Here is a 26,910-nt window from a genome sequence, read left to right as displayed (position 1 = left end):
CGTTGCTTGATCCATGGCAAGGCTTGCCGCCGAGACTGGCGGACAATCCGCCACCCGCGGGAATTTCTGCGCCGCTGCTGTGCCCAATCCGCTAGTCTTGCTGAATCCTGGAAGGAGCCGTCCCATGTTTGAATCCGCTGAAATCGGTCACGCCATCGACAAAGACACCTATGAGGCGGCCGTGCCGGCATTGCGCGAAGCCTTGCTCGAAGCCCAGTTCGAATTGCAGCAGCAGAAGCGCTTTCCGGTGATCATCCTGATCAACGGCATCGAAGGCGCGGGCAAGGGCGAAACGGTCAAGTTGCTCAACGAGTGGATGGACCCGCGCCTGATCGAAGTGCGCACTTTCGATCAGCAGACCGATGAAGAGCTGGCGCGGCCACCGGCGTGGCGTTACTGGCGGATGCTCCCGGCCAAGGGGCGCATGGGGATTTTCTTCGGCAACTGGTACAGCCAGATGCTGCAGGGCAGGGTGCACGGTTTGTTCAAGGATCCGCGTCTGGATCAGGCGATTGCCGGGGCCGAACGTCTGGAAAAGATGCTCTGCGATGAAGGCGCGCTGATCTTCAAATTCTGGTTTCACTTGTCGAAAAAACAGATGAAGGCCCGGCTCAAGGCGCTGGCTGATGACCCCCTGCACAGCTGGCGAATCAGCCCGCTGGACTGGCAGCAGTCGGAGACCTACGACAAGTTCGTCAAATACGGCGAGCGTGTACTGCGCCGTACCAGTCGTGACTACGCGCCGTGGCATGTGATCGAAGGCGCCGACGCCAATTACCGCAGCCTGGCGGTCGGCAAGATTCTCCTCGAAGGTTTGCAAAATGCGCTGAAGCGTCCGGACGTTCATCCCCACGATGTCAGCGCCGCGCCGTTGGGTACGCCGGTCGATCAGTTGAACCTGCTCGACAGCCTCGACCTGACCCAGCGCCTGGAGAAGAAAGACTACGAAGAGCAACTGATCACCGAGCAGGCGCGCCTGTCCGGGCTGATGCGCGACAAACGCATGCGCCGCCACGCGCTGATCGCGGTATTCGAAGGCAACGACGCGGCAGGCAAGGGCGGGGCGATCCGTCGAGTTGCGGCGGCGCTCGATCCACGTCAATACAACATTGTGCCGATTGCTGCGCCGACCGAAGAGGAGCGCGCGCAGCCGTACTTGTGGCGTTTCTGGCGGCACATTCCGGCGCGCGGCAAGTTCACCGTGTTCGACCGCTCCTGGTACGGCCGGGTGTTGGTCGAGCGGGTCGAAGGTTTCTGCACGCCGGCCGACTGGCTGCGCGCCTATGGCGAGATCAATGATTTCGAAGAGCAACTGGCGGACGCCGGGGTGATCGTCGTCAAGTTCTGGCTGGCCATCGACAAGGACACGCAAATGGAGCGCTTCCAGGCGCGCGAAGAGATTCCGTTCAAACGCTTCAAGATCACCGAAGACGACTGGCGCAATCGCGACAAGTGGGATGATTACCGTGCGGCCGTGGGCGATATGGTCGACCGCACCAGCTCGGAAATCTCGCCATGGACGCTGGTCGAAGCGAATGACAAGCGCTGGGCCCGGGTGAAGGTGTTGCGCACGATCAACCGCGCACTCGAAGAGGCCTTCGAGAAGTCCGACAAGCACGCGAAGAAACACAAGGACTGAGCCGATAGACACGCATACGCGGGGTGAATGATTGTCGCGGTCGTTGATGCGGTGGACTTATGCTCAAGTCCACTCTCAACTGACAACAACAATGAGGTATGCCATGCGTGAAGTGGTGATCGTCGACAGCGTGCGGACTGGCCTGGCCAAATCCTTTCGCGGCAAGTTCAACCAGACCCGTCCCGATGACATGGCGGCTCATTGCGTCAACGCCCTGCTTGAGCGCAACGATATCGACCCGGCCAGCGTCGAGGACTGCATCGTCGGTGCCGGCTCCAACGAAGGCGCGCAGGGTTACAACATCGGCCGCAATGTCGCGGTGCTCTCGCGTCTGGGCACCGGCACCGCCGGCATGACCCTCAACCGTTTCTGTTCCTCAGGTTTGCAGGCGATCGCGATTGCCGCCAACCAGATTGCCTCGGGTTGCAGCGACATCATCGTCGCCGGCGGTGTCGAGTCGATCAGCCTGACCATGAAAAGCGTCAACACCGATCACCTGATCAACCCGCTGCTCAAGCAACAGTCGCCGGGCATCTATTACACGATGGGCCAGACTGCCGAAGTGGTGGCGCGGCGTTATGGCGTCAGCCGTGAAGCGCAGGATCGTTATTCGCTGCAAAGTCAGATTCGCACCGCACAGGCGCAGGCGGCCGGGTTGTTCAACGATGAAATCGTGCCAATGGCGGTGAAGTATCGCGTCGAGGACAAAAACACTGGCGAGGTGCAGATTCTCGACGGCGTGGTCGATCGCGATGATTGCAACCGTCCGGACACCACCTATGAAAGCCTTGCTGGATTGAAACCGGTGTTTGCTGAAGACGGTTCGGTAACGGCGGGCAACTCGTCGCAACTGTCTGACGGTGCGTCGATGACCCTGGTGATGAGCCTGGAAAAAGCCCTGCAACTGGGGCTCAAACCGAAAGCGTTTTTCCGCGGCTTCACCGTGGCCGGTTGCGAGCCGGACGAGATGGGCATCGGCCCGGTGTTCTCGGTGCCGAAACTGCTCAAGGCGAAAGGTTTGCAGGTGGCGGACATTGATCTGTGGGAACTCAATGAGGCGTTCGCTTCGCAGTGCCTGTACAGCCGTGATCGGCTGGAGATCGATAACGACAAGTACAACGTCAATGGCGGGTCGATTTCGATTGGTCACCCGTTCGGCATGACCGGGTCGCGGCAGGTCGGGCATCTGGTGCGCGAGTTGCAGCGGCGTAATTTGCGTTATGGGATCGTGACGATGTGTGTGGGCGGCGGGATGGGCGCGACGGGGTTGTTTGAGGCGGTACGCTAAACCCTGACCTGTTTGGTGTCTGATCTACCGCTTTCGCGAGCAGGCTCGCTCCCACATGGGTTAAGGGTGTACCTATTTTTTATGTTCACCCCAATCCTGTGGGAGCGAGCCTGCTCGCGAAGCGATCGACCGAGTCTACCGGTTGGAATCCAATGCTTGCATCCGCGCGATGTAGGCTTTTATTTGCTGCTCAGCGATCTCATGACTGTCGAAAGGCCCTTCAAGGGTATTTTCCCGAGTACTGAAAAACAGTTCACCATTGACCCGGCACACCCGCTCGCTGCGAAAGCGCATGGCGGGGGCGTTGTCCTGCGCGCGCATTGCTAACATGATCGGTCTCCTTGGCTGATGCGCTGAAAGGGATCCAATGAGCTTATGCCTGAAGCACTTGGCGCGCCCGCTGAGCCGATCAACGGCGCCGCGTCAATTTAATGCTGCGACCTGCACAGTTTCATTCGCGTCCTGACCGCAACTGTCCCTGTGTCGCGACCAGTGGCAGGCCTAGAATGGGCGCACTTGTCAGCAGGCTTTGGGGTTCGCATGCACATTTCATCCGGTCGCTGGGTCTACGGTCTGTTCCTGGCCCTGCTGACCGCGTTTCTGTGGGGCATCCTGCCGATCAAACTCAAACAGGTATTGCTGGTGATGGACCCGGTGACGGTGACCTGGTTTCGTCTGTTGGTTTCCGGCGGCTGCCTCTTCATCTACCTGGCGGCGGTAAAACGCCTTCCCAGCCGCAAAGTGCTCGGGCCCAAGGGCGGCTGGCTGGTGCTGATGGCGGTGCTCGGGCTGGTCGGCAACTACGTGTTGTACCTGATGGGCCTCAATCTGCTCAGCCCTGGCACCGCACAACTGGTGGTGCAAATGGGCCCGATCATGCTGCTGATCGCCAGTCTGTTTGTGTTCAAGGAGCGTTTCAGCATTGGTCAGGGGATAGGGCTGGCGGTGCTGTTGATCGGTTTTGTACTGTTTTTCAATCAGCGCCTGGCCGAGCTGCTGACGTCATTGTCGGACTACACCGCAGGGGTTTTGCTGGTGCTGTTGGCGTCGACGGTGTGGACCTTTTATGCGCTGGGCCAGAAGCAATTGCTGACGGTGTGGAATTCGTTGCAGGTGATGATGGTGATCTATCTGTTCTGCGCACTGTTGCTGACACCGTGGGTGCATCCGCTCGAAGCGCTGAACCTGAGCCCGCTGCAGGGCTGGCTGCTGTTGGCGTGCTGCATGAATACCTTGATTGCCTATGGCGCGTTCGCTGAAGCGCTGGCGCATTGGGAGGCGTCGCGGGTCAGTGCGACGTTGGCGATCACGCCGTTGGTGACGTTTGGCGCGGTGGCGATTGCGGCGGGGATCTGGCCGGAATACGTGCATGCCGAGCAGATCAACGGGCTCGGGTATGGCGGGGCGGTGCTGGTGGTATTGGGGTCGGCGCTGGTGGCGTTGGGGCCTTCGTTGATTGCCGGGTTGAAGGCGCGGCGGATGAAGGTGGCCGCCAGTTAGACCGCGTCGCTCCCATTCGCGAGCAGGCTCGCTCCCACAATTGACCGCGATCCCATGTCAGGAATGCGATCGAATGTGGGAGCGAGCCTGCTCGCGAAGACGGACTTTCAGGCGCTACAAATCTTAACCCTTGGCGCCAGCCTCGATCATATTCTCCGGCCGCACCCACGCATCAAACTCTTCATCCGTCAGATAGCCCAGCGCCAACGCCGCCTCACGCAAGGTCAGCCCTTCGCTGTAAGCCTTCTTGGCAATCTCCGCTGATTTGTCATAACCAATGTGCGGATTCAACGCCGTCACCAGCATCAGCCCACGTTCCAGGTGTCGGGCCATGACTTCGGCGTCCGGCTCAAGCCCTGCGATGCAGTGCTGCTGGAAGTTGCTGCAACCGTCGGCAAGCAAGCGAATCGATTGCAGCAGGTTGTGGATGATCACCGGTTTGAACACGTTCAACTGCAAGTGACCCTGGCTGGCGGCAATGCCGATGGTCACGTCGTTGCCCAGCACCTGACAGGCGAGCATCGACAGCGCTTCGCACTGGGTCGGGTTAACCTTGCCCGGCATGATCGAGCTACCCGGCTCATTCGCCGGTAGGCGTACTTCGGCAAAACCTGCGCGTGGGCCGGAGCCGAGCAGACGCAGGTCGTTGGCGATTTTCATCAGCGCCACGGCGAGGGTTTTCAGCGCGCCAGAAAGACTGGTCAGCGGCTCGTGGCCGGCGAGGGCGGCGAACTTGTTCGGTGCGGTGACGAATGGCAGACCCGACAGCGCCGCCAGTTCGGCGGCAATCGCCTCACCAAAACCGTGCGGCGAATTCAGCCCGGTGCCGACGGCCGTGCCGCCCTGAGCCAGTTCACACACCGCCGGCAGTGCCGCACGAATAGCGCGTTCGGCGTAATCCAGCTGCGCGATAAAACCGGACAATTCCTGACCGAAGGTGATCGGCGTTGCGTCCATCATGTGCGTGCGCCCGGTTTTCACCAGTTTCATGTGCCGCGCCGCCAGTTCGGCCAAGCCGCCGGACAACTCGGCAATCGATGGCAGCAGTTGTTCCTGCACGGCTTGCGCGGTGGCGATGCTCATCGCAGTGGGGAAGCAGTCGTTGGAGCTCTGCGAGCGGTTGACGTGATCGTTCGGGTGCACCGGCGTCTTGCCGCCGCGCGGGTTGCCGGCCAGTTCGTTGGCGCGACCGGCGATGACTTCGTTGACGTTCATGTTGCTCTGGGTGCCGCTGCCGGTCTGCCAGACCACCAGCGGAAACTGGTCGTCGTGCTGGCCGTCGAGCACTTCGTCAGCGGCCTGTTCGATCAGGCGGGCGATGTCGGCAGGCAGATCACCGTTGCGATCGTTGACGCGGGCGGCGGCTTTCTTGATCAGGGCCAAGGCGTGCAGTACCGGCAGCGGCATGCGTTCCTGACCAATGGCGAAGTTGATCAGCGAGCGTTGCGTCTGAGCACCCCAGTAAGCGTCGTCCGGGACCTCGATCTGGCCCAGGCTGTCGGTTTCGATACGGCTCATCGTGCACACTCCTGTTGGTCTGTTTGCGCAGTTTAGGCCGGCTTCGGCCGTGGTGGTTCCATCGAGCCGATTGTTGACCGGTAAAACCCGGCCAATCAAGCGCGGCAAGGCTCGGGGGTTGAGCGACGAGGTTTTTTAGGCGCAGAATGGTCGCCCTTGGGGTTTTACCTCGCCTAGCTGAAAAGGAAACTCGATGACTCGTCTTCGTGCCATCTGCACCGCGGTTGCACTGGTTTGCGCCAGCGGCCAGGTGCTTGCCGATACCGCCAGCCACAACGCCAGTGCTGAAGCTTTCCTGACCCTGGCGCACGCTGACAAGCTGGGCACTCCGGTGTACATGCAAGTGCAGCAAATGTTCGCTCAGCGTTTCGAACAGACCAAAGCCCCGCAAGCCAAGAAAGCCGTCCTGGAAACCTACCAGGCCAAGGCTAACGCCGCGCTGGACCAGGCCATTGGCTGGAACAAGCTGAAGCCGGACATGGTCAAGCTCTACACCACCAACTTCAGCGAATCCGAGCTCAAAGACCTGGTCGCGTTCTACCAGTCGCCACTGGGCAAGAAAGTCCTCGAAAAAATGCCGCAGCTGACTCAGCAATCTGCCCAGATGACCCAGGCCAAACTGGAAAGCGCCGTACCTGTCGTCAACAAGCTGCTCGACGACATGACCAAAGAGCTGGCTCCTGCAGCTGCGCCGGCCAAGAAGAAGTAAGCGGAGTTCGTGATGACCATGCAACAACGCATCGAATCGACGCTGGCGCTGCTTCAGCCCGAACATCTGCAAGTGCTGGATGAAAGCCACATGCACAGTCGCGGGTTGCAGACGCACTTCAAGGCTGTGGTGGTCAGCGCGCAGTTCGACGGCCTGAACCGGGTCAAGCGCCACCAGAAAGTCTACGGCACGCTCGGCGAGCTGATGGGCGAGTTCCATGCGTTGGCGTTGCACACCTACACTCCGCAGGAATGGGCAGAGATCGGCGCCGCCCCGGCGTCACCGACCTGTGCCGGCGGCAGCAAGCATTAAGCTTCGGTTTTTTGCTAGAATCCGCAACGCGCCGCTTACCCGGCGCGTTTTTTTTGAATCCGGTTCACCCTTTGCGAGGGTAGCCACCTGGAGAAATACCCATGACACAACCTATTGTCGTGGCGGCACTGTATAAGTTCGTCACCCTCGAAGATTACGTCAACCTGCGCGAGCCCCTGCTGCAAGCGATGGTCGACAACGAAATCAAAGGCACCCTGCTGATCGCCGAAGAAGGCATCAATGGCACGGTCTCCGGCAGCCGCGAAGGCATTGATGGCCTGCTCGCCTGGCTGAAGAGCGACCCACGCATGATCGATATCGATCACAAAGAGTCGTACTGCGACGAGCAGCCGTTCTACCGCACCAAAGTCAAACTGAAGAAAGAGATCGTCACCCTCGGTGTCGAAGGCGTCGACCCGAACAAAAAGGTCGGCACCTACGTTGATCCGCAAGACTGGAACGCGTTGATCAGCGACCCGGAAGTGCTGTTGATCGATACGCGCAACGATTACGAAGTGTCGATCGGCACTTTCGAAGGCGCCATCGATCCGAAAACCACCAGTTTTCGCGAATTCCCCGACTACATCAAAGAACACTTCGATCCGGCCGTGCACAAGAAAGTCGCGATGTTCTGCACCGGCGGCATTCGCTGCGAGAAAGCCTCGAGCTACATGCTCAGCGAAGGCTACGAAGAGGTTTACCACCTCAAGGGTGGCATCCTGAAGTACCTTGAAGAAGTGCCGCAGGAAGAAACCAAATGGCAGGGCGACTGCTTCGTGTTCGACAACCGCGTGACCGTGCGTCACGACCTCAGCGAAGGCGACTACGATCAATGTCATGCCTGCCGCACACCGGTCAGCGTTGAAGATCGCGCCTCCGAGCATTACGTCGCCGGCATCAGTTGCCCGCATTGCTGGGACAAGCTGAGCGAGAAGACCCGCCGCAGCGCCATCGATCGGCAGAAGCAGATCGAGCTGGCCAAGGCGCGCAACCAGCCGCACCCGATCGGCTACAACTACAAGCAAGCATCCACCGAGGCTTAACCATGTCTGCACGCCTGCTCTATGTGATGGATCCGATGTGTTCGTGGTGCTGGGGTTTCGCTCCGGTGGCCAAGGCATTGGTCGAGCAGGCCCAAGCAGCCGGGGTCGAGTTGCATCTGGTGGTCGGTGGTTTGCGCACCGGCAGTGGCTCGGCGCTGGAGCCGACTACGCGGCGCTACATTCTTGAACACTGGCAAGCGGTCACCGAGGCCACCGGCCAGGCGTTCAAGTTCGACGGTGCGTTGCCCGATGGTTTTGTCTATGACACTGAGCCGGCCTGCCGGGCGATCGTCACTGCGCGCAGCCTGGCGCCGGATTGCGCGTGGAAACTGGTCGGGCTGATCCAGCAGGCGTTTTACGCTGAAGGTCGCGATGTCACCCAGGCCAGCGTGCTGGTCGAGTTGGCAGAAAAGGCCGGTGTGCCGCGCATCGAATTCGCGGCGTTGTTCGATCATGCCGATCAACACAAAGCGACTCAGGCCGATTTCAGTTGGGTGCAGGATCTTGGCATCGCCGGTTTCCCGACCCTGCTGGCCGAGCGCAACGGCCAACTGGCGCTGCTGACCAACGGCTATCAACCGCTCAGCGAGCTGTCGCCATTGCTCGGCCGCTGGCTGGAACGCGCGGCCTGTGTCTGATCTGGCCGATGACACGCCAGCCGTAAAGCGTGTCGACCGGCTGAGCTGGGCAGAAGTCCGGCGACTGGCACTTACACACAAAAAATCCCTGTGGATCGCTAATGGCGTGGCCGTTCTGGCGACGTTGTGCAGTGTGCCGATTCCGTTGCTGCTGCCGTTGCTGGTGGACGAAGTTCTGCTCGGCCACGGTGATTCCGCACTGAAAGTCATGAACCACATGCTGCCGGGCATGTGGCAACAAGCGGCGGGTTACATCGGCCTGATGCTGGTGGTCACCCTGACGTTGCGTTGCAGCGCCTTGTGTTTTGGCGTGTTGCAGGCACGGCTGTTTGCGCGGCTGGCCAAGGACATCGTTTACCGCATCCGTGTGCGCCTGATTGAGCGGCTCAAGCGGATTTCCCTGGGCGAATACGAAAGCCTGGGCAGCGGCACAGTGACCACGCACCTGGTCACCGATCTGGATACCCTCGACAAATTCGTCGGCGAAACCCTCAGCCGTTTTCTGGTGGCGATGCTGACACTGGTCGGTACCGCGAGCATCCTGATGTGGATGCACTGGAAACTGGCACTGCTGATTCTGCTGTTCAACCCGTTGGTGATCTACGCCACGGTGCAGTTGGGCAAGCGGGTCAAGCACCTGAAGAAACTCGAGAACGACAGTACCGCGCGCTTCACTCAGGCGTTGAGCGAAACCCTCGATGCGATTCAGGAAATCCGCGCCGGCAACCGTCAGGGCTTCTTCCTCGGGCGACTCGGCCTGCGTGCGCAGGAAGTGCGCAATTACGCGGTCAACTCGCAGTGGAAAACCGACGCTTCCAACCGCGCCAGTGGTTTGCTGTTCCAGTTCGGTATCGACATCTTCCGCGCGGCGGCGATGCTCACGGTGTTGTTCTCCGACCTGTCGATCGGCCAGATGCTCGCAGTGTTCAGTTACCTGTGGTTCATGATCGGCCCGGTCGAACAACTGCTCAACCTGCAATACGCCTACTACGCGGCGGGCGGTGCGCTGGCGCGGATCAACGAACTGTTGGCGCGCGCCGATGAGCCGCAGTATCCAGGGGGTGTCGATCCGTTCAAGGGCCGTGACACCGTCGGTATTCAGGTGCAAGGCCTGAGCTTCGGCTACGGTGATGAACTGGTGCTGGATCAACTGAATCTGTCGATTGCGCCCGGTGAGAAAGTCGCGATTGTCGGCGCCAGCGGCGGCGGTAAAAGCACCCTCGTACAGTTGCTGCTCGGGCTATATACACCACTGTCCGGGACCATCCGTTTCGGCGGCTCGAGCCAGCAGGAGATCGGTCTGGATACGGTGCGGGAAAACGTCGCCGTGGTGCTGCAACACCCGGCGTTGTTCAACGACACCGTGCGCGCCAACCTGACCATGGGCCGCACCCGCAGTGACGAAGCCTGCTGGCAGGCGATGGAAATTGCTCAACTCGAAACGACCATCCGCGCCTTGCCCAAGGGTCTGGACAGTATCGTCGGCCGCTCCGGCGTACGCCTTTCCGGCGGTCAGCGGCAACGTCTGGCCATTGCGCGGATGATCCTCGCCGAGCCGAAAGTCGTCATCCTCGACGAAGCCACCTCGGCCCTCGACGCCGCCACCGAGTACAACCTCCATCAGGCCATGGCGCGCTTCCTCAATGGCCGCACCACGCTGATCATCGCTCACCGACTGTCAGCGGTGAAGCAGGCTGATCGCGTGCTGGTGTTCGACGGTGGCCAGGTCGCCGAAGACGGCGATCATCAGCAGTTGATTGCCGATGGCGGCCTGTACGCCAAGCTCTACGGTCATCTGCAACAGATCCAGCGCCCTTGAGTTTCGTGCGGGTTTCTGTGCTTAGTGCTTGAATTGCATTGAGTAAAATCACCTCAAGCGCTTCAACAGGCCAGCCATTTGCGCAATCGACCTAGAGGACGGCAGAGCTGTCCCTTTGTTATGTCGAAAATTAGCCTAGGCTGAGCTGTCAGGAGCGGGATTTTCCGGTGTTCATCTGGCAGTGCTTGCGCAAGGGATCTCATGAAGCAAAAGCGGACTCTCGGAACGCCACGGTTGTTGGGCATCGTCTGGCCATTTATTGCCGTCGTGTTGTTTCAAGCGTTACTGGGAGGCGTGAGTCTCTACGTGCTATCAGCCGTTCGCGGTTACGTCGCCGGCGAAAGCCTTTGGTCCAAAGGCCAGAAAGACGCGATCTACTACCTCAATCTGTACGCCGACAGCCGTGACGAAGTCATTTACCACAAGTATCAAAACGCAATCAGTGTGCCGCAGGGTGGGCATGAATTGCGTCTGGCGCTTGATCGGCAACCGCCCGATCTGCAAGCCGCACGTGAGGGTATCCTCAAGGGCGGAAACCATCCGGACGATGTCTCAAGCCTGATCTGGCTGTATCTGAATTTTCGCCATTTCAGCTACCTGGAAACCGCCATCGACCGCTGGACAGTGGGTGATGCCTATCTGGTACAACTCGATGACGTGGCCCGGGAGATGCACCAGCGCATCTTTGACAACGAGGCCACACTCGGTGATATCCAACGCTGGAAAGGTGAGATTCTCGCCATCAACGAGGGCGTGACGCCCGCGGCCAAGGCTTTCAGTGATGCGCTTGGCGAGGGGTCGCGGATGATTCTGCGACTCCTGTTGTTCACCAATATTGCTACTGCACTGGGTTTGATCCTGTTGGCGCTGTTGCGTACGCACAAACTGCTCAAGCAGCGCCACGCTTTTGCCGAGGCGCTGCAACTGGAGAAGGATCGGGCGCACGTCACGTTGCATTCGATCGGTGATGGCGTCATCACCACCGATGTCAGCGGCGCCATCGATTACATGAACCCTGCCGCTGAAGCCATGACCCACTGGAAGGCTGAACAAGCCGCCGGCCTGCCGCTGGCTGCGCTGTTCAATCTGCTCGACGACAACGCTCAGGCTGAAGGCGTGACGCTGATCGAGCACATTCTCAGCGGCAAACTCAGTGGCGGCAGCGAGCATTCGAAACTGATCCAGCGCCTGGATGGCACGACATTGTCGGTGACGCTGGTCGGTGCGCCGATCCGCAATGCCGGCAAGGTCAGCGGCACGGTGCTGGTACTGCACGACATGACTCAGGAGCGGCAATACATCGCCAATCTGTCGTGGCAGGCGACCCATGATGCGCTGACCGGGCTGGCCAACCGCCGCGAGTTTGAATATCGCCTGGAGCAGGCGTTGCACAACCTCACGCGCCATTCCGGGCGCCATGCGTTGATGTTCCTCGATCTCGATCAATTCAAACTGGTCAATGACACTTGTGGTCACGCTGCGGGCGATGAGCTGTTGCGGCATATTTGCACACTGCTGCAATCGGGACTGCGTGAGGGCGATACGCTGGCGCGGCTCGGCGGTGATGAGTTCGGCATTCTGCTGGAGAACTGCGCACCGGAGGCGGCGGAGAAAATTGCCGATGCACTGCGCCAGACCGTACAGAATCTGCATTTTGTCTGGAAAGGGCGGCCATTCCTGACCACGGTAAGCATCGGCCTTGTGCATATAGCGCAGACACCGACCACGCTCGAGGCCTCGCTGCGCGCTGCCGACATGGCCTGCTACATGGCCAAGGAAAAGGGCCGCAACCGCGTCCAGGTTTACCACGCCGACGATTCCGAGCTGTCGCTGCGCTTTGGTGAAATGGCTTGGGTGCAACGTCTGCACATGGCGCTGGAAGAAGACCGCTTTTGTCTGTACGCCCAGGAAATCGCGCCACTCAAGCCAAGTGACAGCAAGGGCGGGCACATCGAAATTCTGTTGCGTCTGCACGATGAAGCCGGGCGAATGATTCTGCCTGACAGTTTCATTCCCGCGGCTGAACGTTATGGGCTGATGAGTCAGTTGGATCGTTGGGTAGTTCAGAACGTATTCAAGGTTATTGCTCAATGTATTGCGCAAGAACATGAAGGTCCTTTAGCAATGTGTGCGATTAATCTGTCAGGCATTACTATAGGAGATGACGCGTTTTTGCACTTTCTGCGCGAGCAGTTTGTTAACTACGCAATACCGCCTGAAATGATTTGTTTTGAAATTACAGAAACCAGTGCAATTGCAAATCTCGGCAGTGCAATAAGATTTATTAATGAACTCAAAGGCTTAGGTTGCTACTTTTCGTTAGATGATTTTTGCGCCGGAATGTCTTCATTCGCTTATCTGAAACATTTGCCTGTAGACTTCCTGAAGATCGACGGGAGTTTCGTAAAGGATATGCTGGACGACCCGATTAACCGCGCAATGGTCGAAGTGATCAATCACATCGGGCATGTCATGGGTAAGCAGACAATTGCCGAGTTTGTTGAAACAACCCAGATCGAGCAGGCATTGCTTGAAATCGGTGTGGATTACGCTCAAGGGTATGTTATAGAACGCCCACAGTTGTTTACCTGTGACAGTTTGCAAAGTCGGCCCGCCAGACCGCAACCGCTGTTATTCAAAGCGCCTGGCACGTTCCGTTGAAGTCTCTCGCCGATCCTTACAATCACAAATCAAAAGGAGCCGAACAGTGATCGACACATTCAACCGAACCGGACCACTCATGGAAGCTGCAAGTTATCCAGCCTGGGCACAACAGCTCATTCAGGACTGCAGCGAGAGCAAGCGCCGGGTTGTCGAACATGAACTTTATCTGCGCATGCGTGATAACAAGCTCAGCGCCAGAACCATGCGTCAGTACCTGATCGGGGGCTGGCCGGTGGTTGAGCAATTCGCGTTGTACATGGCGCAGAATCTCACCAAAACCAGGTTTGCCCGTCACCCGGGCGAAGACATGGCGCGGCGCTGGCTGATGCGCAATATCCGCGTTGAACTCAATCACGCCGATTACTGGGTGCATTGGAGTCGCGCCCATGGCGTCAGTCTGGAAGACCTTCAGGCCCAGCATGTACCGCCTGAGTTGCATGCCTTGAGTCATTGGTGCTGGCACACCAGTTCAGCCGATTCACTGATTGTGGCCATCGCGGCCACTAACTATGCCATCGAAGGCGCGACCGGGGAGTGGTCGGCGCTGGTCTGCTCCACCGGTGTGTATGCCGCAGCGTTTCCCGAAGAAGATCGCAAGCGGGCGATGAAGTGGTTGAAGATGCATGCCCAGTATGACGATGCCCATCCGTGGGAGGCGCTGGAAATCATCTGCACCCTGGCCGGGATGAACCCGAGCAAGGCCTTGCAGGCTGAGTTGCGACAAGCAATCTGCAAGAGCTACGACTACATGTATCTGTTTCTGGAGCGCTGCATGCAACTGGAAACGTCGGAGCGCTTGTTGGTCAACCGAGAGCGCAGGGCGGTAGTCGAGAGCTGATTTCGGCTACATGAAACCAATGTGGGAGCGAGCCTGCTCGCGAAAGCGGTCCGTCAGTCAACTCATGGTTGAATGTCAGATTGCATTCGCGAGCAGGCTCGCTCCCACACTGTTTTGTGTTGGTTGGAAAGCCTTAGCCGGCCATCGCCAACCGGTTGCGACCTTCACGCTTGGCCACATACAACGCACTGTCGGCGCGGCGCAGCAAGCTGTCGGCTGATTCGCCGGGCAACAACGTCGAACATCCCAGGCTCACAGTCAATTCGATCAACTGCCCATCCGCATAGTATTCGGCCGCCTGAGTTGCATAGCGCAGCCGTTCGCCGACCATGGCCGCAGCTTCGCGGCTGGTGTTGGACAGCAGAATCAAAAACTCTTCCCCGCCATAACGAAACACCATATCGACATTACGCAACTGTGCCTTGATCGTCGCGGCGATGGCTTTAAGCACGTGATCGCCGGCGCTGTGGCCATGGCTGTCGTTGACTCGTTTGAAGTGGTCGATATCGAGCATCAGCACCGAGAGCGGCTGCACATGCCGACGCGACATGTCGATCTCGCGCTGCAAGGTCTGCTCCATGGCGATGCGGTTACCGGCGCCGGTCAACGGATCACGCAGGGCGCTCTGCGTGGCGGCGCGGTAGAGCAGGGCATTGCGCATCGGGTACAGCAGCGACGACAACAGCGATTCGAGGTTGCCCTGATCCAGTTCGTTGAAGCGCTGATTGCGACGGAACACCAGCTCGCCCATGTGCTCGCCTTCGTGGCTCAGGGTATAGCTGATCGAGTGGTGTCCGCGAGTACCGAACTCCAGGCGCAAATCACTGCCCTGGTGCACATAACTGAGCGCGTCCAGCGGCACGAGGCGCTGAACTTCGCGGAAAAACAGACCGAGGATACGTTGCGGTTCGAGGCTGGTTTGCAGTTGCAGGCTCATTTGCTGGCGCAGTTGCGCCAAGCTGGCCGGTCGCTCCAGAAGGGGCGGCAGTTGACCAAAGCCCAGGCGTTGCAATTTGGCACTGTCAAAGTCAATTGCATTGGTCTGGGAGGGTGATTTCATATGGCGTGAACCCTTAGCAGTAAGTCCGTCTTACAGGCTGGGTGAGAGCGGCTATGGGCTGCGCGTCATACTGATCCATCAGTCCCGTAGGACGTTTGGCGTAAGTTTAGTCTGCCGGATGACGATTAGTAAGCTATCGAAATCGGCTTCGCCCCATTGCCTTCACGCGGCTTGCTTTGAGAAAAGTTAGAGCGAAAGTCGTGCCATTCGGTTCGGTTTTATTTAAACCGTTTTGAATCAATGGGTTGGCTAGTGGTTAGGGATGGGTACGCTGGAAAATTGACTGAAATATGACAGTCATCAGCGGCAAATGCATGCCGCGACAGGAATCTGCCGCGGCAACAAATGCGACGTATGGCAGTTATTGCGCGTTGAACGCCTGGCCATTGATGCCGGTACTGTCCGGACCCATCAGGTACAGGTAGACCGGCATGATCTCCTCGGGTGTCGGATTGTTCAACGGGTTTTCCCCCGGATAGGCCTGAGCACGCATGCTGGTGCGCGTACCGCCGGGGTTGATGCTGTTCGAGCGCACTGGCGCCACACCGTCGACTTCATCGGCCAGGGTTTGCATCAAACCTTCAGTGGCGAATTTCGATACGCCATATGCACCCCAATAAGCTCGGCCTTTTCGACCGACGCTGCTGGAAGTGAACACCACCGACGCATCCTGCGACAGCTTGAGCAGCGGCAGCAGAGTGCTGGTCAGCATGAACATGGCGTTGACGTTGACCTGCATGACGCGCATGAAGTTTTCGCCGGACAATTGCTCGATCGGTGTGCGAGGACCGATTATCGAAGCGTTGTGCAGCAAACCGTCGAGATGGCCGAATTCGCTCTCGATCATCGCGGCCAGCTCATCGTACTGATGGGGCAGGGCGGTTTCGAGGTTGAACGGAATGACCGCCGGTTGCGGATGGCCCGCCGCCTCGATCTCGTCATACACCTGCGTCAGATTCGCTTCGGTCTTGCCCAGCAGCAATACGGTGGCGCCATGAGCGGCGTAGGTTTTCGCCGCAGCCGCACCAATGCCACGACCGGCACCGGTGACCAGAATGACCCGATCCTTGAGCAATTCGGGACGAGCGGAATAATCAAACATAAAAACCTCATCAAGTCAGATCGTTCCCACGCTATGCGTGGGAATGCAACCAATGACGCTCTGCGTCAGGTCTCAGCAACTGCAAAGCGCGCTATCGAGCACCTTGCGCAGCTCCGACGGATGATCCACCACCACATCCGCACCCCAATGCCGCGGGTTGTCGTCCGGGTGGATATAGCCAAACGTCACCGCCGCGGTTTTCGTACCGGCATCGCGGCCGGATTCGATATCGCGCAGATCATCGCCCACAAACAGCACCGTCGCCGGATCCAGATCAAGCATCTTGCACGCAAGGATCAACGGCTCCGGATCCGGTTTGCTGTTCTTCACATGATCCGGGCAGATCAGCAGTGCCGAACGCTCGGCCAGCCCCAATTGCTGCATGATCGGCTCGGCAAAGCGCAGCGGCTTGTTGGTGACCACGCCCCAGATCAGATTGGCCTTCTCGATGTCGGCGAGCAGTTCGCCCATGCCATCGAACAGCTTGCTGTGTACCGCGCAGCCGACCAGATAGCGCTCGAGGAATTCCAGGCGAAGCTCCTCGAAGCCAGGCGACTCCGGGTCCATCGAGAACGTCACTGCGACCATGGCTTTGGCGCCGCCGGAGATCTCGTCGCGGATGTGCTTGTCGTTCATCGGCGGCAAGCCGCGATCCGCGCGCATCGCCTGGCAGATGGCGATGAAGTCCGGCGCCGTGTCGAGCAGGGTGCCGTCCATGTCGAAGAGAACTGCTCTGATGGCCATCGGCTTACTCCTCGCGCAGGGTCTGGATCATGTAGTTGACGTCAACGTCGTTGGCCAGCTTGTAGTGCTTGGTCAGCGGGTTGTACGTCAGGCCGATGATGTCCTTGACGGTCAGGCCGGCCATGCGGCTCCAGGCACCGAGCTCGGACGGGCGGATGAATTTCTTGAAGTCATGGGTGCCGCGCGGCAGCAGCTTCATGATGTATTCAGCGCCGATGATGGCGAACAGGTACGCCTTCGGGTTGCGGTTGATGGTCGAGAAGAACACCTGGCCGCCAGGCTTGACCATGCGGAAGCAGGCGCGGATGACCGAGGATGGATCCGGTACGTGCTCGAGCATTTCCAGGCAAGTCACCACGTCGAACTGCTCAGGCATTTCTTCGGCCAGCGCTTCGGCGGTGATCTGGCGGTATTCGACGCTGACGCCGGATTCCAGCTGATGCAGTTGCGCGACCGCCAGCGGCGCTTCGCCCATGTCGATGCCCATTACGGTGGCACCGCGCTGGGCCATGGCTTCGCTGAGAATGCCGCCGCCGCAACCGACGTCGAGGACTTTCTTGCCGGCCAGATTGACCCGCTCGTCGATCCAGTTGACCCGCAGCGGGTTGATGTCGTGCAGCGGTTTGAATTCGCTTTCACGATCCCACCAGCGATGGGCCAGGGCTTCGAATTTGGCGATTTCGGCGTGGTCGACGTTGCTCATGTTGAATCCTCTGAAACTTGAAAAAGGCTGTAGCCGCGGATTGTGCTCCGCGGTGTTTACGATTCGGTGTGGCCGCTGATGCGCTGGCCCCAGGCCCGGGCGGTGGCGCCGAGTTGTTCTTCATCCAGCCGCGTCAGGCGGCGGTCGTCAAGCAGTTGCTTGCCGGCGACCCACAGGTGTTTCACGCAATCGCGACCGGTGGCATAGATAAGCTGCGAAACCGGGTCATACACCGGTTGCTGGGCCAGGCCGGACAGGTCGAAAGCGACGATGTCGGCGGCTTTGCCGATTTCCAGTGAGCCAACCTGCGCTTCGATGCCCAGTGCGCGCGCGCCATTCAGTGTGGCCATGCGCAGCGCCCGATGGGCATCCAGCGCGGTGGCCGAACCGGCGACGGCTTTGGCCAGCAGCGCAGCGGTGCGTGTTTCGCCGAGCAGGTCGAGATCATTGTTGCTTGCCGCGCCATCGGTGCCGACCGCGACATTTACCCCAGCCTGCCACAAACGCTCGACCGGGCAGAAACCGCTGGCCAGCTTGAGGTTGGATTCCGGGCAATGGATCACGCTGGTGTTGCTTTCTACCAGCAACGCCAGGTCGTCATCGCTGATCTGGGTCATGTGCACAGCCTGGAAACGCGGGCCGAGCAGGCCGAGACGACCAAGGCGAGCGAGCGGACGTTCGCCGCGTTGCTCCAGTGCTTGCTGGACTTCGAACGCCGTTTCGTGGACATGCATGTGGATCGCTGCGTCCAGCTCCTCGGCAATCACGCGGATTTTCTCGAGATTCTCGTCGCCGACGGTGTACGGTGCATGAGGGCCGAACGTGATCTTGATGCGGTCGTGATGCTTCAGGTCGCCGAACAGCTCGACACCCTGACGAATGGCTTCATCGGCGCTCGCGGCGCCGGGAATCGGAAAGTCGAGGATCGGAATCGCGATCTGCGCGCGAATACCGCTGTTGTGCACGCGCTCGCTGGCGACTTTCGGGAAGAAATACATGTCCGAAAAACAGGTGATGCCACCCTTGATCTGCTCGGCGATGGCCAGATCGGTGCCATCACGGACAAAATCTTCGCTGACCCATTTCGCTTCGGCCGGCCAGATGTGGTTTTCCAGCCAGGTCATCAGCGGCAGATCGTCGGCCAGGCCACGGAACAGCGTCATCGCCGCGTGGCCGTGGGCATTGATCAGGCCGGGGGCGAGCAGCACATCCGGCAGTTCGCGAACTTCAGTGGCGTTACACTTCAATGCTTCGGCGCGCGGGCCGATAAACACGATGCGACCGTCGCGGATGCCCAGGCCGTGCTCTTTGAGCACAACGCCTGCAGGTTCGACGGGTACCAGCCAGGTCGGCAGCAATAATAAGTCGAGCGCAATGGCAGGTTTCGGCATCGAGGGTCGGTTCCAGTGCTTTTGTAAAGGATGGCGAAGTATACCCGAGCGTCTTCGCGGGGGGATCGCTATAATCGGCGGCTTTTGTTCATGAGTGCGGGGTGTAGGATGCGCGATCGACTGTTGGCTGCGGAAAAAGTGAAGGCCATCGATTGGCGTGACGGCGCGCTGCACCTGCTGGATCAGCGTATTTTGCCGTTCGAGGAAACCTGGATCGCCTACACCAGCGCCGCTGGCGTGGCTGAAGCGATTCGCTCGATGGTAGTGCGCGGTGCGCCGGCCATTGGCATCAGTGCAGCCTACGGCATCGTGCTGGCAGCACGTGCGCGGATTGCCGAAGGTGGCGACTGGTACGCGGCGCTGGAAGAGGATTTCGCCCTGCTGGCCGATTCTCGCCCGACCGCAGTCAACCTGTTCTGGGCGCTCGGCCGTATGCATGATCGCCTCGATCGCCTGAAAGAAAATGCCGATCCGCTGGCGGCGCTGGAAGCCGAAGCCATCGCCATCCACGAAAGCGACCGTGAAGCCAACCTGACCATGGCGCAGCTCGGCGTCGACCTGATCCGCAAACATCAGGGCAATGCTCAGGCGATTCTGACCCACTGCAATACTGGCGCACTGGCCACCGGTGGTTTCGGTACGGCACTGGGCGTCATTCGCGCAGCCTTTATAGAAGGCATGGTCGAGCGCGTTTACGCCGATGAAACCCGTCCGTGGCTGCAAGGCTCGCGCCTGACCGCGTGGGAGCTGGCCAACGAAGGTATCCCGGTAACGCTCAATGCCGACTCCGCCGCCGCGCACATCATGAAAACCAAAGGCGTGACCTGGGTGATCGTCGGCGCTGACCGCATCACCGCCAACGGTGATGTGGCGAACAAGATCGGCACCTATCAACTGGCGGTCAACGCCATGCACCACGGCGTGCGCTTCATGGTGGTGGCACCGAGTTCGACCATCGACATGAATCTGGCCAGTGGCGACGACATCCCGATTGAAGAACGTGACGGTGCCGAGTTGCTGGAAGTCGGCGGTAAGCGTGTCGGTGCCGACGTTGATGCGTTCAACCCGGTGTTTGATGTGACGCCGGCCGACCTGATCGACGCCATCGTCACCGAAAAGGGCATCGTCGAGCGCCCGGATACCGCGAAAATGGCCCAGTTGATGTGCCGCAAGCGCCTGCATTAACAGGCTTGAATTCCGCGTCGACATCTTCGCGAGCAAGCTCGCTCCCACAGTTTTTGTGAACGCCACAGAACAATGTGGGAGCGAGCCTGCTCGCGAAAGGGCCTTAAAAGTCAATAAACATCCCCAAACCAAGCCTGAATTCTGCATTCAAAGAAGCTCTGAGCCTCTCTCGTCCCCGTTAAGCCTGTCACCGGTCAACTAACTATGCTCCATGCGCATCAGGGGGATAGGTGCGTGGCGGCCTTTGTGATAACATCCGGCGTTTTCCGAGGCAGCTCCACGGAGCTGTCTTTACTGCGCAAATCCGCGATCCAATGTTGATTTGTCGTAAGTCGGCGCATGGCACTCGGCCTGCCCCGACGAGCTTCGTTGCTCCCACATGGATATGACGAAGTTTCACCAGAAAAAGGAATCAGGCTTCTCATGGGCGAACTGGCCAAAGAAATCCTCCCGGTCAATATCGAAGACGAGCTGAAACAGTCCTACCTCGACTACGCGATGAGCGTGATCGTCGGCCGTGCACTGCCGGATGCGCGCGATGGCCTCAAGCCCGTGCACCGTCGCGTACTGTTCGCGATGAGCGAGCTGGGCAACGACTTCAACAAGCCGTACAAGAAATCTGCCCGTGTTGTCGGCGACGTGATCGGTAAGTATCACCCGCACGGTGATACCGCGGTGTACGACACCATCGTTCGTATGGCTCAGCCTTTCTCCCTGCGCTACCTGCTGGTAGACGGTCAGGGCAACTTCGGTTCGGTCGACGGCGACAACGCTGCGGCCATGCGATACACCGAAGTGCGCATGACCAAGCTGGCGCACGAGCTGCTGGCTGACCTGCACAAAGAAACCGTGGACTGGGTGCCGAACTACGACGGCACCGAAATGATCCCGGCGGTCATGCCGACCCGTATTCCCAACCTGCTGGTCAACGGCTCCAGCGGTATCGCCGTGGGCATGGCGACCAACATTCCGCCGCACAACCTCGGTGAAGTCATCGACGGTTGCCTGGCGCTCATCGACAACCCTGAGCTGACCGTCGATGAACTGATGCAATACATCCCGGGTCCGGACTTCCCGACCGCCGCGATCATCAACGGTCGCGCCGGCATCATCGAAGCCTACCGCACCGGTCGCGGGCGCATTTACATGCGTGCGCGTTCGATCATTGAAGACATCGACAAGGTCGGTGGCCGTCAGCAGATCGTCATCACCGAGCTCCCTTATCAGCTGAACAAGGCGCGTCTGATCGAGAAGATCGCCGAGCTGGTCAAAGAGAAGAAGCTGGAAGGCATCACCGAGCTGCGCGACGAGTCCGACAAGGACGGTATGCGCGTCGTGATCGAACTGCGTCGCGGCGAAGTGCCTGAGGTGATCCTCAACAACCTCTATGCCCAGACCCAGCTGCAATCGGTATTCGGCATCAACATCGTTGCGCTGATCGACGGCCGTCCACGCATCCTGAACCTCAAGGATCTGCTGGAAGCCTTCGTCCGTCACCGTCGCGAAGTGGTTACCCGCCGTACCGTGTTCGAACTGCGCAAGGCGCGCGAGCGTGGTCACATCCTCGAAGGTCAGGCCGTTGCCCTGTCGAACATCGACCCGGTCATCGCCCTGATCAAAGCCTCGCCGACGCCGTCGGAAGCTAAAGAAGCGCTGGTCAGCACGCCGTGGGAGTCCTCGGCAGTGGTGGCGATGGTTGAGCGTGCCGGTGCCGATTCGTGCCGTCCGGAAAACCTCGATCCGCAATACGGTCTGCGCGAAGGCAAGTACTTCCTGTCTCCAGAACAGGCACAAGCCATTCTGGAACTGCGTCTGCACCGTCTGACCGGTCTGGAACACGAAAAACTGCTGGCCGAGTATCAAGAGATCCTCAATCAGATCGGCGAGCTGATCCGCATCCTCAACAGCGCCGTGCGCCTGATGGAAGTGATCCGCGAAGAGCTGGAAGTGATCCGTGCCGAATACGGCGACCAGCGTCGCACCGAAATCCTCGATGCCCGTCTCGATCTGACCCTGGGTGACATGATCCCGGAAGAAGAGCGTGTCGTGACCATCTCTCACGGTGGCTACGCCAAGACCCAGCCATTGGCTGCGTACCAGGCTCAGCGTCGTGGCGGTAAAGGCAAGTCGGCTACTGGCGTCAAGGATGAGGACTACATCGCTCACCTGCTGGTTGCCAACAGCCACACCACGCTGCTGCTGTTCTCCAGCAAGGGCAAGGTGTACTGGCTCAAGACCTACGAGATTCCGGAAGCGTCCCGCGCCGCCCGTGGTCGTCCGCTGGTCAACCTGTTGCCGTTGAGCGAGGGTGAATACATCACCACCATGCTGCCGGTCGATCTCGAAGCCATGAAGCGTCAGGCTGATGAAGAAGAAGCCGAAGGCGCCGAGGCTGATGTTGAAGAAATCGAAAACAGCAACGAGACCGACGAAGAGCGTCGCGCTCGCATCAAGGCTGCTGACCGCAAGAAAGCACCGTTCATCTTCATGTCGACCGCCAACGGTACCGTGAAGAAGACTCCGCTGGTGGCCTTCAGCCGTCAGCGCAGCGTCGGTCTGATCGCGCTGGAACTGGACGAAGGCGACATCCTGATCTCCGCCGCCATCACCGATGGCGAGCAGGAAATCATGCTGTTCTCCGACGGCGGCAAAGTGACGCGCTTCAAGGAATCCGAAGTTCGCGCCATGGGCCGTACCGCCCGCGGTGTGCGTGGTATGCGTCTGCCGGAAGGGCAAAAGCTGATCTCCATGCTGATTCCGGAAGAAGGCAGCGAGATTCTCACCGCTTCCGAGCGCGGCTACGGCAAGCGCACGGCCATCACCGAGTTCCCTGAATACAAGCGTGGTGGTCAGGGCGTTATCGCCATGGTCAGCAACGAGCGTAACGGCCGTCTGGTCGGTGCGGTTCAGGTGCAGGACGGTGAAGAAATCATGCTGATCTCCGATCAGGGCACTCTGGTACGTACCCGTGTCGACGAAGTGTCGAGCCTGGGTCGTAACACTCAAGGTGTGACGCTGATCAAGCTGGCCAAGGATGAAACCCTGGTCGGACTGGAGCGGGTTCAGGAACCTTCGGAAGTCGAAGGTGAAGAGCTTGAGGGTGAAGAGGGTGAGGAATTCGAAGGCAGCGTCGTGATCGACGATGCTGGCGAAGACCAGCAACTCGACGCCGCAGCAGACGAAGAACCGCAAGAATAAGCGGACAAACGAGGGGGCGGATGAGAATTCGCCCCCTTGTTATTTGTCCCGTTTGAAAATTTGCGACACTGCGCAGGATCGTTCCCACGCTCTGCGTGGGAATGCCGCTCGGGACGCTCCGCGTCCCATGACGCAGAGCGTCATCGGATGCATTCCCACGCAGAGCGTGGGAACGATCATCCGCAGACCAATAGATTTAAGTGACCACCAAATCAGAGCGAGATTGGATGTGAGCAAGCGAGCCTATAACTTCTGCGCCGGTCCTGCGGCGCTTCCTGAAGCTGTCCTGCAACGTGCCCAGGGTGAACTCCTTGATTGGCACGGCAAGGGTCTGTCGGTCATGGAAATGAGCCATCGCAGTGATGAGTTCGTGTCCATCGCCACCCAGGCCGAGCAGGATCTGCGTGACCTGCTGAATATCCCGTCGAACTACAAAGTGCTGTTTCTGCAAGGTGGCGCCAGCCAGCAATTCGCGCAGATTCCACTGAATCTGCTGCCTGAAGGCGGCTCGGCCGACTATATCGACACCGGTATCTGGTCGCAGAAAGCCATCGAAGAAGCCTCGCGCTACGGTCACGTCAATGTTGCCGCCACCGCCAAGCCTTACGACTATTTCGCCATTCCGGGCCAGAACGAGTGGAACCTGTCGAAAGACGCCGCTTACGTTCACTACGCGCCAAACGAAACCATCGGCGGTCTGGAATTCCAGTGGATTCCTGAAGTCGGTGATGTACCGCTGGTGGCTGACATGTCTTCGGACATCCTCTCGCGCCCGGTCGATATCTCGCGTTTCGGCATGATCTACGCCGGTGCGCAGAAAAACATCGGCCCAAGCGGCATCGTCGTCAACATCATCCGCGAAGACTTGCTCGGCAAAGCGCGCTCGCTATGCCCGACCATGCTCAACTACAAAGTCGCAGCGGATAACGGCTCGATGTACAACACCCCGCCGACCCTGGCCTGGTACCTGTCCGGTCTGGTGTTCCAGTGGTTGAAAGAGCAGGGTGGCGTTGAAGCGATCGCCAGGCTCAATGACGTCAAGCAGCGCACGCTGTACGACTTCATTGACGCCAGCGGCCTCTACAGCAACCCGATCAACAAGTCGGATCGCTCGTGGATGAACGTGCCGTTCCGTCTGGCTGACGATCGTCTGGATAAGCCGTTCCTGGTCGGTGCCGAAGAGCGCGGTCTGCTCAACCTCAAGGGTCACCGCTCTGTAGGCGGCATGCGCGCCTCCATCTATAACGCTGTCGACATCACCGCGGTCAACGCGCTGGTGGCGTACATGGCTGAATTCGAGAAGGAACACGGCTGATGTCCGAGCAAGAACTCAAGGCACTGCGCGTTCGCATTGACGCTCTGGACACCAAAGTCATGGAGCTGATCAGTGAGCGTGCGCGTTGCGCCCAGGAAGTCGCGCGAGTAAAGATGGCCTCGCTGGCCGAAGGCGAAGTGCCGGTGTTCTATCGTCCTGAGCGCGAAGCTCAGGTGCTCAAGCGGGTGATGGAGCGCAATCAGGGGCCGCTGGGCAACGAAGAGATGGCGCGGTTGTTCCGCGAAATCATGTCGTCGTGCCTGGCGCTGGAGCAGCCGCTGAAAGTGGCTTATCTGGGCCCTGAAGGCACCTTTACCCAAGCGGCAGCCATGAAGCACTTCGGTCACGCGGTGATCAGCAAGCCGATGGCGGCGATCGATGAAGTGTTCCGTGAAGTGGCGGCCGGTGCGGTGAACTTTGGCGTGGTCCCGGTGGAAAACTCCACCGAAGGCGCGGTCAACCACACGCTGGACAGCTTCCTCGAACACGACATGGTCATCTGTGGCGAAGTCGAGCTGCGCATTCACCATCACCTGTTGGTCGGTGAAAACACCAAGACCGACAGCATCAGCCGCATCTATTCCCACGCACAGTCGCTGGCCCAGTGCCGCAAGTGGCTGGACGCGCATTACCCGAATGTCGAGCGCGTGGCGGTATCCAGCAACGCCGAAGCGGCCAAGCGGGTTAAAGGCGAATGGAACTCGGCGGCGATCGCCGGTGACATGGCGGCAGGGCTTTACGATCTGACTCGTCTGGCCGAGAAGATCGAAGATCGTCCGGACAACTCGACGCGCTTCCTGATGATCGGTAACCAGGAAGTGCCGCCGACCGGCGACGACAAGACCTCGATCATCGTGTCGATGAGCAACAAACCCGGCGCGCTGCACGAGTTGCTGGTGCCGTTCCATGACAACGGGATCGACCTGACCCGCATCGAAACCCGTCCGTCGCGCAGCGGCAAATGGACGTATGTGTTCTTCATCGACTTCGTCGGTCACCACCGTGATCCGTTGATCAAAGGTGTGCTGGAAAAGATCAGTCAGGAAGCAGTAGCACTCAAAGTGCTGGGTTCCTACCCGAAAGCAGTTCTCTAAGGGGCGGTAGCAAATGAGTGGCAACTTCCTCGCTCTGGCACAGCCGGGCGTGCAACAACTTTCGCCGTACGTTCCAGGCAAGCCTGTGGACGAACTGGCGCGCGAGCTGGATCTGGATCCGGCAAAAATCGTCAAACTGGCGAGCAATGAAAACCCGTTGGGTGCCAGTCCGAAAGCCTTGGCGGCGATCCGTGAAGAGTTGGCCGAGCTGACCCGTTATCCGGATGGCAACGGTTTCGCACTGAAATCGCTGCTGGCCGAGCAATGCCGCGTAGACCTCAATCAGGTCACGCTGGGCAACGGTTCCAATGACATTCTCGAGCTGGTTGCGCGCGCCTATCTGGCCCCGGGCCTCAATGCGGTGTTCAGCGAGCACGCATTTGCGGTGTATCCGATCGCCACTCAGGCGGTCGGCGCGCAAGCCAAAGTGGTGCCAGCCAAGGATTGGGGGCATGACCTGCCGGCGATGCTTGCGGCCATCGATGCCAACACTCGCGTAGTGTTCATCGCCAACCCGAACAACCCGACCGGTACCTGGTTCGGCGCTGAAGCGCTGGACGAATTCCTGCAGGATGTTCCGGAGCATGTGCTGGTGGTGCTCGACGAGGCATACATCGAGTACGCCGAAGGCAGTGATCTGCCGGACGGTCTGGATTTCCTAGCGGCTTACCCGAATCTGCTGGTTTCGCGCACGTTCTCCAAGGCCTACGGTCTGGCAGCGCTGCGTGTCGGCTACGGTCTGTCGACACCCGTGGTGGCGGACGTGCTGAACCGTGTTCGCCAGCCATTCAACGTCAACAGCCTCGCGTTGGCGGCGGCGTGTGCGGCGTTGAAAGACGAGGAATATCTGGCGCAAAGCCGCCAGCTCAACGAATCGGGCATGCAGCAGTTGCAAGCCGGTTTCCGTGAGCTGGGCCTGAACTGGATCGAGTCCAAGGGCAACTTCATCTGCGTCGATCTCGCTCAAGTTGCGGCCCCGGTGTTTCAGGGCTTGCTGCGCGAAGGCGTGATCGTGCGTCCGGTGGCCAACTACGGCATGCCGAACCACCTGCGAGTGACCATCGGTCTGCCGGCGGAAAACAGCCGCTTCCTCGAAGCGCTGCGCAAGGTTCTGGCTCGTGGGTGATGTCACTGCACTGCAATCTGCTGC

General features: G+C 59.4%; 22 protein-coding genes. 15 read left to right on the top strand and 7 right to left on the bottom strand.

Annotated features, from left to right (window positions below):
- Positions 1-124: 124 nt before the first annotated feature.
- Positions 125-1,639 carry a polyphosphate:AMP phosphotransferase gene (pap, locus tag AB4N44_RS08970; RefSeq protein ID WP_316916898.1) on the top strand — a complete coding sequence of 505 codons (1,515 nt, stop codon included), beginning with the start codon at positions 125-127 and terminating at the stop codon, positions 1,637-1,639.
- 103 nt (positions 1,640-1,742) lie between these two features.
- Positions 1,743-2,927 (top strand): thiolase family protein, encoded by a 1,185-nt coding sequence (locus AB4N44_RS08965; RefSeq protein ID WP_102899990.1) that lies wholly within the window; start codon positions 1,743-1,745, stop codon positions 2,925-2,927.
- Between the two features lie 135 nt (positions 2,928-3,062).
- On the opposite strand, the gene AB4N44_RS08960 is transcribed toward AB4N44_RS08965, so the two are convergent.
- Positions 3,063-3,257, bottom strand: coding sequence for a DUF6316 family protein (locus AB4N44_RS08960; protein WP_127929298.1), 195 nt, complete (start codon positions 3,255-3,257; stop codon positions 3,063-3,065).
- A gap of 210 nt (positions 3,258-3,467) precedes the next feature.
- On the opposite strand from AB4N44_RS08960, the gene AB4N44_RS08955 reads away from it, so the two are divergent.
- A complete protein-coding gene (locus tag AB4N44_RS08955; protein ID WP_127929297.1) occupies positions 3,468-4,427 on the top strand; it encodes a DMT family transporter in 960 nt (319 codons plus the stop codon).
- A 123-nt stretch (positions 4,428-4,550) separates the two neighbouring features.
- Here AB4N44_RS08955 and AB4N44_RS08950 read toward each other — a convergent pair whose 3' ends face one another.
- Entirely contained in the window at positions 4,551-5,945 is a 1,395-nt protein-coding gene (locus tag AB4N44_RS08950) for a class II fumarate hydratase (protein ID WP_127929296.1), read from the bottom strand.
- Between the two features lie 193 nt (positions 5,946-6,138).
- Between AB4N44_RS08950 and AB4N44_RS08945 the strand changes: the two genes are divergently transcribed.
- The 7 genes from AB4N44_RS08945 (at position 6,139) to AB4N44_RS08915 (ending at position 13,968) form a co-directional block, all read left to right on the top strand.
- Complete coding sequence (locus tag AB4N44_RS08945; protein ID WP_122661658.1) at positions 6,139-6,654, top strand: DUF2059 domain-containing protein; 516 nt, start codon at positions 6,139-6,141, stop codon at positions 6,652-6,654.
- Between the two features lie 12 nt (positions 6,655-6,666).
- A complete protein-coding gene (locus AB4N44_RS08940; protein ID WP_007908388.1) occupies positions 6,667-6,966 on the top strand; it encodes a BolA family protein in 300 nt (99 codons plus the stop codon).
- Between the two features lie 101 nt (positions 6,967-7,067).
- The gene (gene trhO, locus AB4N44_RS08935) at positions 7,068-8,009 is read left to right on the top strand and encodes an oxygen-dependent tRNA uridine(34) hydroxylase TrhO (protein ID WP_127929295.1); all 942 of its coding nucleotides are present in this window, start codon (positions 7,068-7,070) and stop codon (positions 8,007-8,009) included.
- Positions 8,010-8,044: 35 nt separating this feature from the next.
- Positions 8,045-8,647 carry a DsbA family protein gene (locus AB4N44_RS08930; RefSeq protein WP_174245131.1) on the top strand — a complete coding sequence of 201 codons (603 nt, stop codon included), beginning with the start codon at positions 8,045-8,047 and terminating at the stop codon, positions 8,645-8,647.
- Positions 8,640-10,466 carry an ABC transporter ATP-binding protein gene (locus AB4N44_RS08925; RefSeq protein ID WP_460109230.1) on the top strand — a complete coding sequence of 609 codons (1,827 nt, stop codon included), beginning with the start codon at positions 8,640-8,642 and terminating at the stop codon, positions 10,464-10,466. Before AB4N44_RS08930 ends, AB4N44_RS08925 begins: the two co-directional genes overlap by 8 nt.
- 201 nt (positions 10,467-10,667) lie before the next feature.
- Positions 10,668-13,127 carry an EAL domain-containing protein gene (locus AB4N44_RS08920; protein WP_316916895.1) on the top strand — a complete coding sequence of 820 codons (2,460 nt, stop codon included), beginning with the start codon at positions 10,668-10,670 and terminating at the stop codon, positions 13,125-13,127.
- 79 nt (positions 13,128-13,206) lie between these two features.
- Complete coding sequence (locus tag AB4N44_RS08915; RefSeq protein WP_410479177.1) at positions 13,207-13,968, top strand: TenA family transcriptional regulator; 762 nt, start codon at positions 13,207-13,209, stop codon at positions 13,966-13,968.
- A 133-nt stretch (positions 13,969-14,101) separates the two neighbouring features.
- Here the strand turns inward: AB4N44_RS08915 and AB4N44_RS08910 are convergent, their stop codons facing one another.
- From AB4N44_RS08910 to AB4N44_RS08890, 5 genes are all read right to left on the bottom strand, one after another.
- Entirely contained in the window at positions 14,102-15,028 is a 927-nt protein-coding gene (locus AB4N44_RS08910; RefSeq protein ID WP_127929290.1) for a GGDEF domain-containing protein, read from the bottom strand.
- A 361-nt stretch (positions 15,029-15,389) separates the two neighbouring features.
- Positions 15,390-16,130, bottom strand: a complete 741-nt coding sequence (locus AB4N44_RS08905) for a YciK family oxidoreductase (RefSeq protein ID WP_085710824.1) — start codon at positions 16,128-16,130, stop codon at positions 15,390-15,392.
- A gap of 72 nt (positions 16,131-16,202) precedes the next feature.
- Complete coding sequence (mupP, locus tag AB4N44_RS08900; protein WP_127929289.1) at positions 16,203-16,874, bottom strand: N-acetylmuramic acid 6-phosphate phosphatase MupP; 672 nt, start codon at positions 16,872-16,874, stop codon at positions 16,203-16,205.
- A 4-nt stretch (positions 16,875-16,878) separates the two neighbouring features.
- Complete coding sequence (ubiG, locus tag AB4N44_RS08895) at positions 16,879-17,577, bottom strand: bifunctional 2-polyprenyl-6-hydroxyphenol methylase/3-demethylubiquinol 3-O-methyltransferase UbiG (RefSeq protein WP_007908399.1); 699 nt, start codon at positions 17,575-17,577, stop codon at positions 16,879-16,881.
- A gap of 56 nt (positions 17,578-17,633) precedes the next feature.
- The gene (locus AB4N44_RS08890) at positions 17,634-18,968 is read right to left on the bottom strand and encodes a TRZ/ATZ family hydrolase (RefSeq protein ID WP_160041351.1); all 1,335 of its coding nucleotides are present in this window, start codon (positions 18,966-18,968) and stop codon (positions 17,634-17,636) included.
- 108 nt (positions 18,969-19,076) lie between these two features.
- Here AB4N44_RS08890 and mtnA point away from each other — a divergent pair, with 108 nt between their 5' ends.
- The 5 genes from mtnA (at position 19,077) to hisC (ending at position 26,886) form a co-directional block, all read left to right on the top strand.
- Positions 19,077-20,153, top strand: coding sequence for an S-methyl-5-thioribose-1-phosphate isomerase (gene mtnA, locus AB4N44_RS08885; protein ID WP_316916893.1), 1,077 nt, complete (start codon positions 19,077-19,079; stop codon positions 20,151-20,153).
- Between the two features lie 423 nt (positions 20,154-20,576).
- Positions 20,577-23,351: a DNA gyrase subunit A gene (gene gyrA, locus AB4N44_RS08880; protein ID WP_127929287.1), complete on the top strand. Its 2,775-nt coding sequence runs from the start codon at positions 20,577-20,579 to the stop codon at positions 23,349-23,351.
- A gap of 229 nt (positions 23,352-23,580) precedes the next feature.
- Positions 23,581-24,666 (top strand): 3-phosphoserine/phosphohydroxythreonine transaminase, encoded by a 1,086-nt coding sequence (gene serC, locus AB4N44_RS08875; protein WP_127929286.1) that lies wholly within the window; start codon positions 23,581-23,583, stop codon positions 24,664-24,666.
- Positions 24,666-25,760 (top strand): prephenate dehydratase, encoded by a 1,095-nt coding sequence (gene pheA / locus AB4N44_RS08870; RefSeq protein ID WP_460109234.1) that lies wholly within the window; start codon positions 24,666-24,668, stop codon positions 25,758-25,760. Before serC ends, pheA begins: the two co-directional genes overlap by 1 nt.
- Before the next feature lie 13 nt (positions 25,761-25,773).
- A complete protein-coding gene (gene hisC, locus AB4N44_RS08865) occupies positions 25,774-26,886 on the top strand; it encodes a histidinol-phosphate transaminase (protein ID WP_160041347.1) in 1,113 nt (370 codons plus the stop codon).
- The last annotated feature ends 24 nt before the right edge of the window (positions 26,887-26,910 follow it).

This window comes from Pseudomonas sp. S3_C06, from assembly GCF_054667675.1.
This window is presented reverse-complemented; position numbering and strand designations above follow the sequence as displayed.

Coding starts and splice junctions, on each gene's coding strand:
- pap (WP_316916898.1), top strand. CDS start 125: ATGTTTGAATCCGCTGAAATCGGTCACGCCATCGACAAAGACACCTAT.
- AB4N44_RS08910 (WP_127929290.1), bottom strand. CDS start 15,028: ATGAAATCACCCTCCCAGACCAATGCAATTGACTTTGACAGTGCCAAA.
- mupP (WP_127929289.1), bottom strand. CDS start 16,874: ATGGCCATCAGAGCAGTTCTCTTCGACATGGACGGCACCCTGCTCGAC.
- AB4N44_RS08955 (WP_127929297.1), top strand. CDS start 3,468: ATGCACATTTCATCCGGTCGCTGGGTCTACGGTCTGTTCCTGGCCCTG.
- AB4N44_RS08960 (WP_127929298.1), bottom strand. CDS start 3,257: ATGTTAGCAATGCGCGCGCAGGACAACGCCCCCGCCATGCGCTTTCGC.
- AB4N44_RS08915 (WP_410479177.1), top strand. CDS start 13,207: ATGGAAGCTGCAAGTTATCCAGCCTGGGCACAACAGCTCATTCAGGAC.
- AB4N44_RS08940 (WP_007908388.1), top strand. CDS start 6,667: ATGACCATGCAACAACGCATCGAATCGACGCTGGCGCTGCTTCAGCCC.
- mtnA (WP_316916893.1), top strand. CDS start 19,077: ATGCGCGATCGACTGTTGGCTGCGGAAAAAGTGAAGGCCATCGATTGG.
- AB4N44_RS08930 (WP_174245131.1), top strand. CDS start 8,045: ATGTGTTCGTGGTGCTGGGGTTTCGCTCCGGTGGCCAAGGCATTGGTC.
- trhO (WP_127929295.1), top strand. CDS start 7,068: ATGACACAACCTATTGTCGTGGCGGCACTGTATAAGTTCGTCACCCTC.
- pheA (WP_460109234.1), top strand. CDS start 24,666: ATGTCCGAGCAAGAACTCAAGGCACTGCGCGTTCGCATTGACGCTCTG.
- AB4N44_RS08890 (WP_160041351.1), bottom strand. CDS start 18,968: ATGCCGAAACCTGCCATTGCGCTCGACTTATTATTGCTGCCGACCTGG.
- AB4N44_RS08920 (WP_316916895.1), top strand. CDS start 10,668: ATGAAGCAAAAGCGGACTCTCGGAACGCCACGGTTGTTGGGCATCGTC.
- AB4N44_RS08905 (WP_085710824.1), bottom strand. CDS start 16,130: ATGTTTGATTATTCCGCTCGTCCCGAATTGCTCAAGGATCGGGTCATT.
- AB4N44_RS08945 (WP_122661658.1), top strand. CDS start 6,139: ATGACTCGTCTTCGTGCCATCTGCACCGCGGTTGCACTGGTTTGCGCC.
- hisC (WP_160041347.1), top strand. CDS start 25,774: ATGAGTGGCAACTTCCTCGCTCTGGCACAGCCGGGCGTGCAACAACTT.
- AB4N44_RS08950 (WP_127929296.1), bottom strand. CDS start 5,945: ATGAGCCGTATCGAAACCGACAGCCTGGGCCAGATCGAGGTCCCGGAC.
- gyrA (WP_127929287.1), top strand. CDS start 20,577: ATGGGCGAACTGGCCAAAGAAATCCTCCCGGTCAATATCGAAGACGAG.
- AB4N44_RS08965 (WP_102899990.1), top strand. CDS start 1,743: ATGCGTGAAGTGGTGATCGTCGACAGCGTGCGGACTGGCCTGGCCAAA.
- ubiG (WP_007908399.1), bottom strand. CDS start 17,577: ATGAGCAACGTCGACCACGCCGAAATCGCCAAATTCGAAGCCCTGGCC.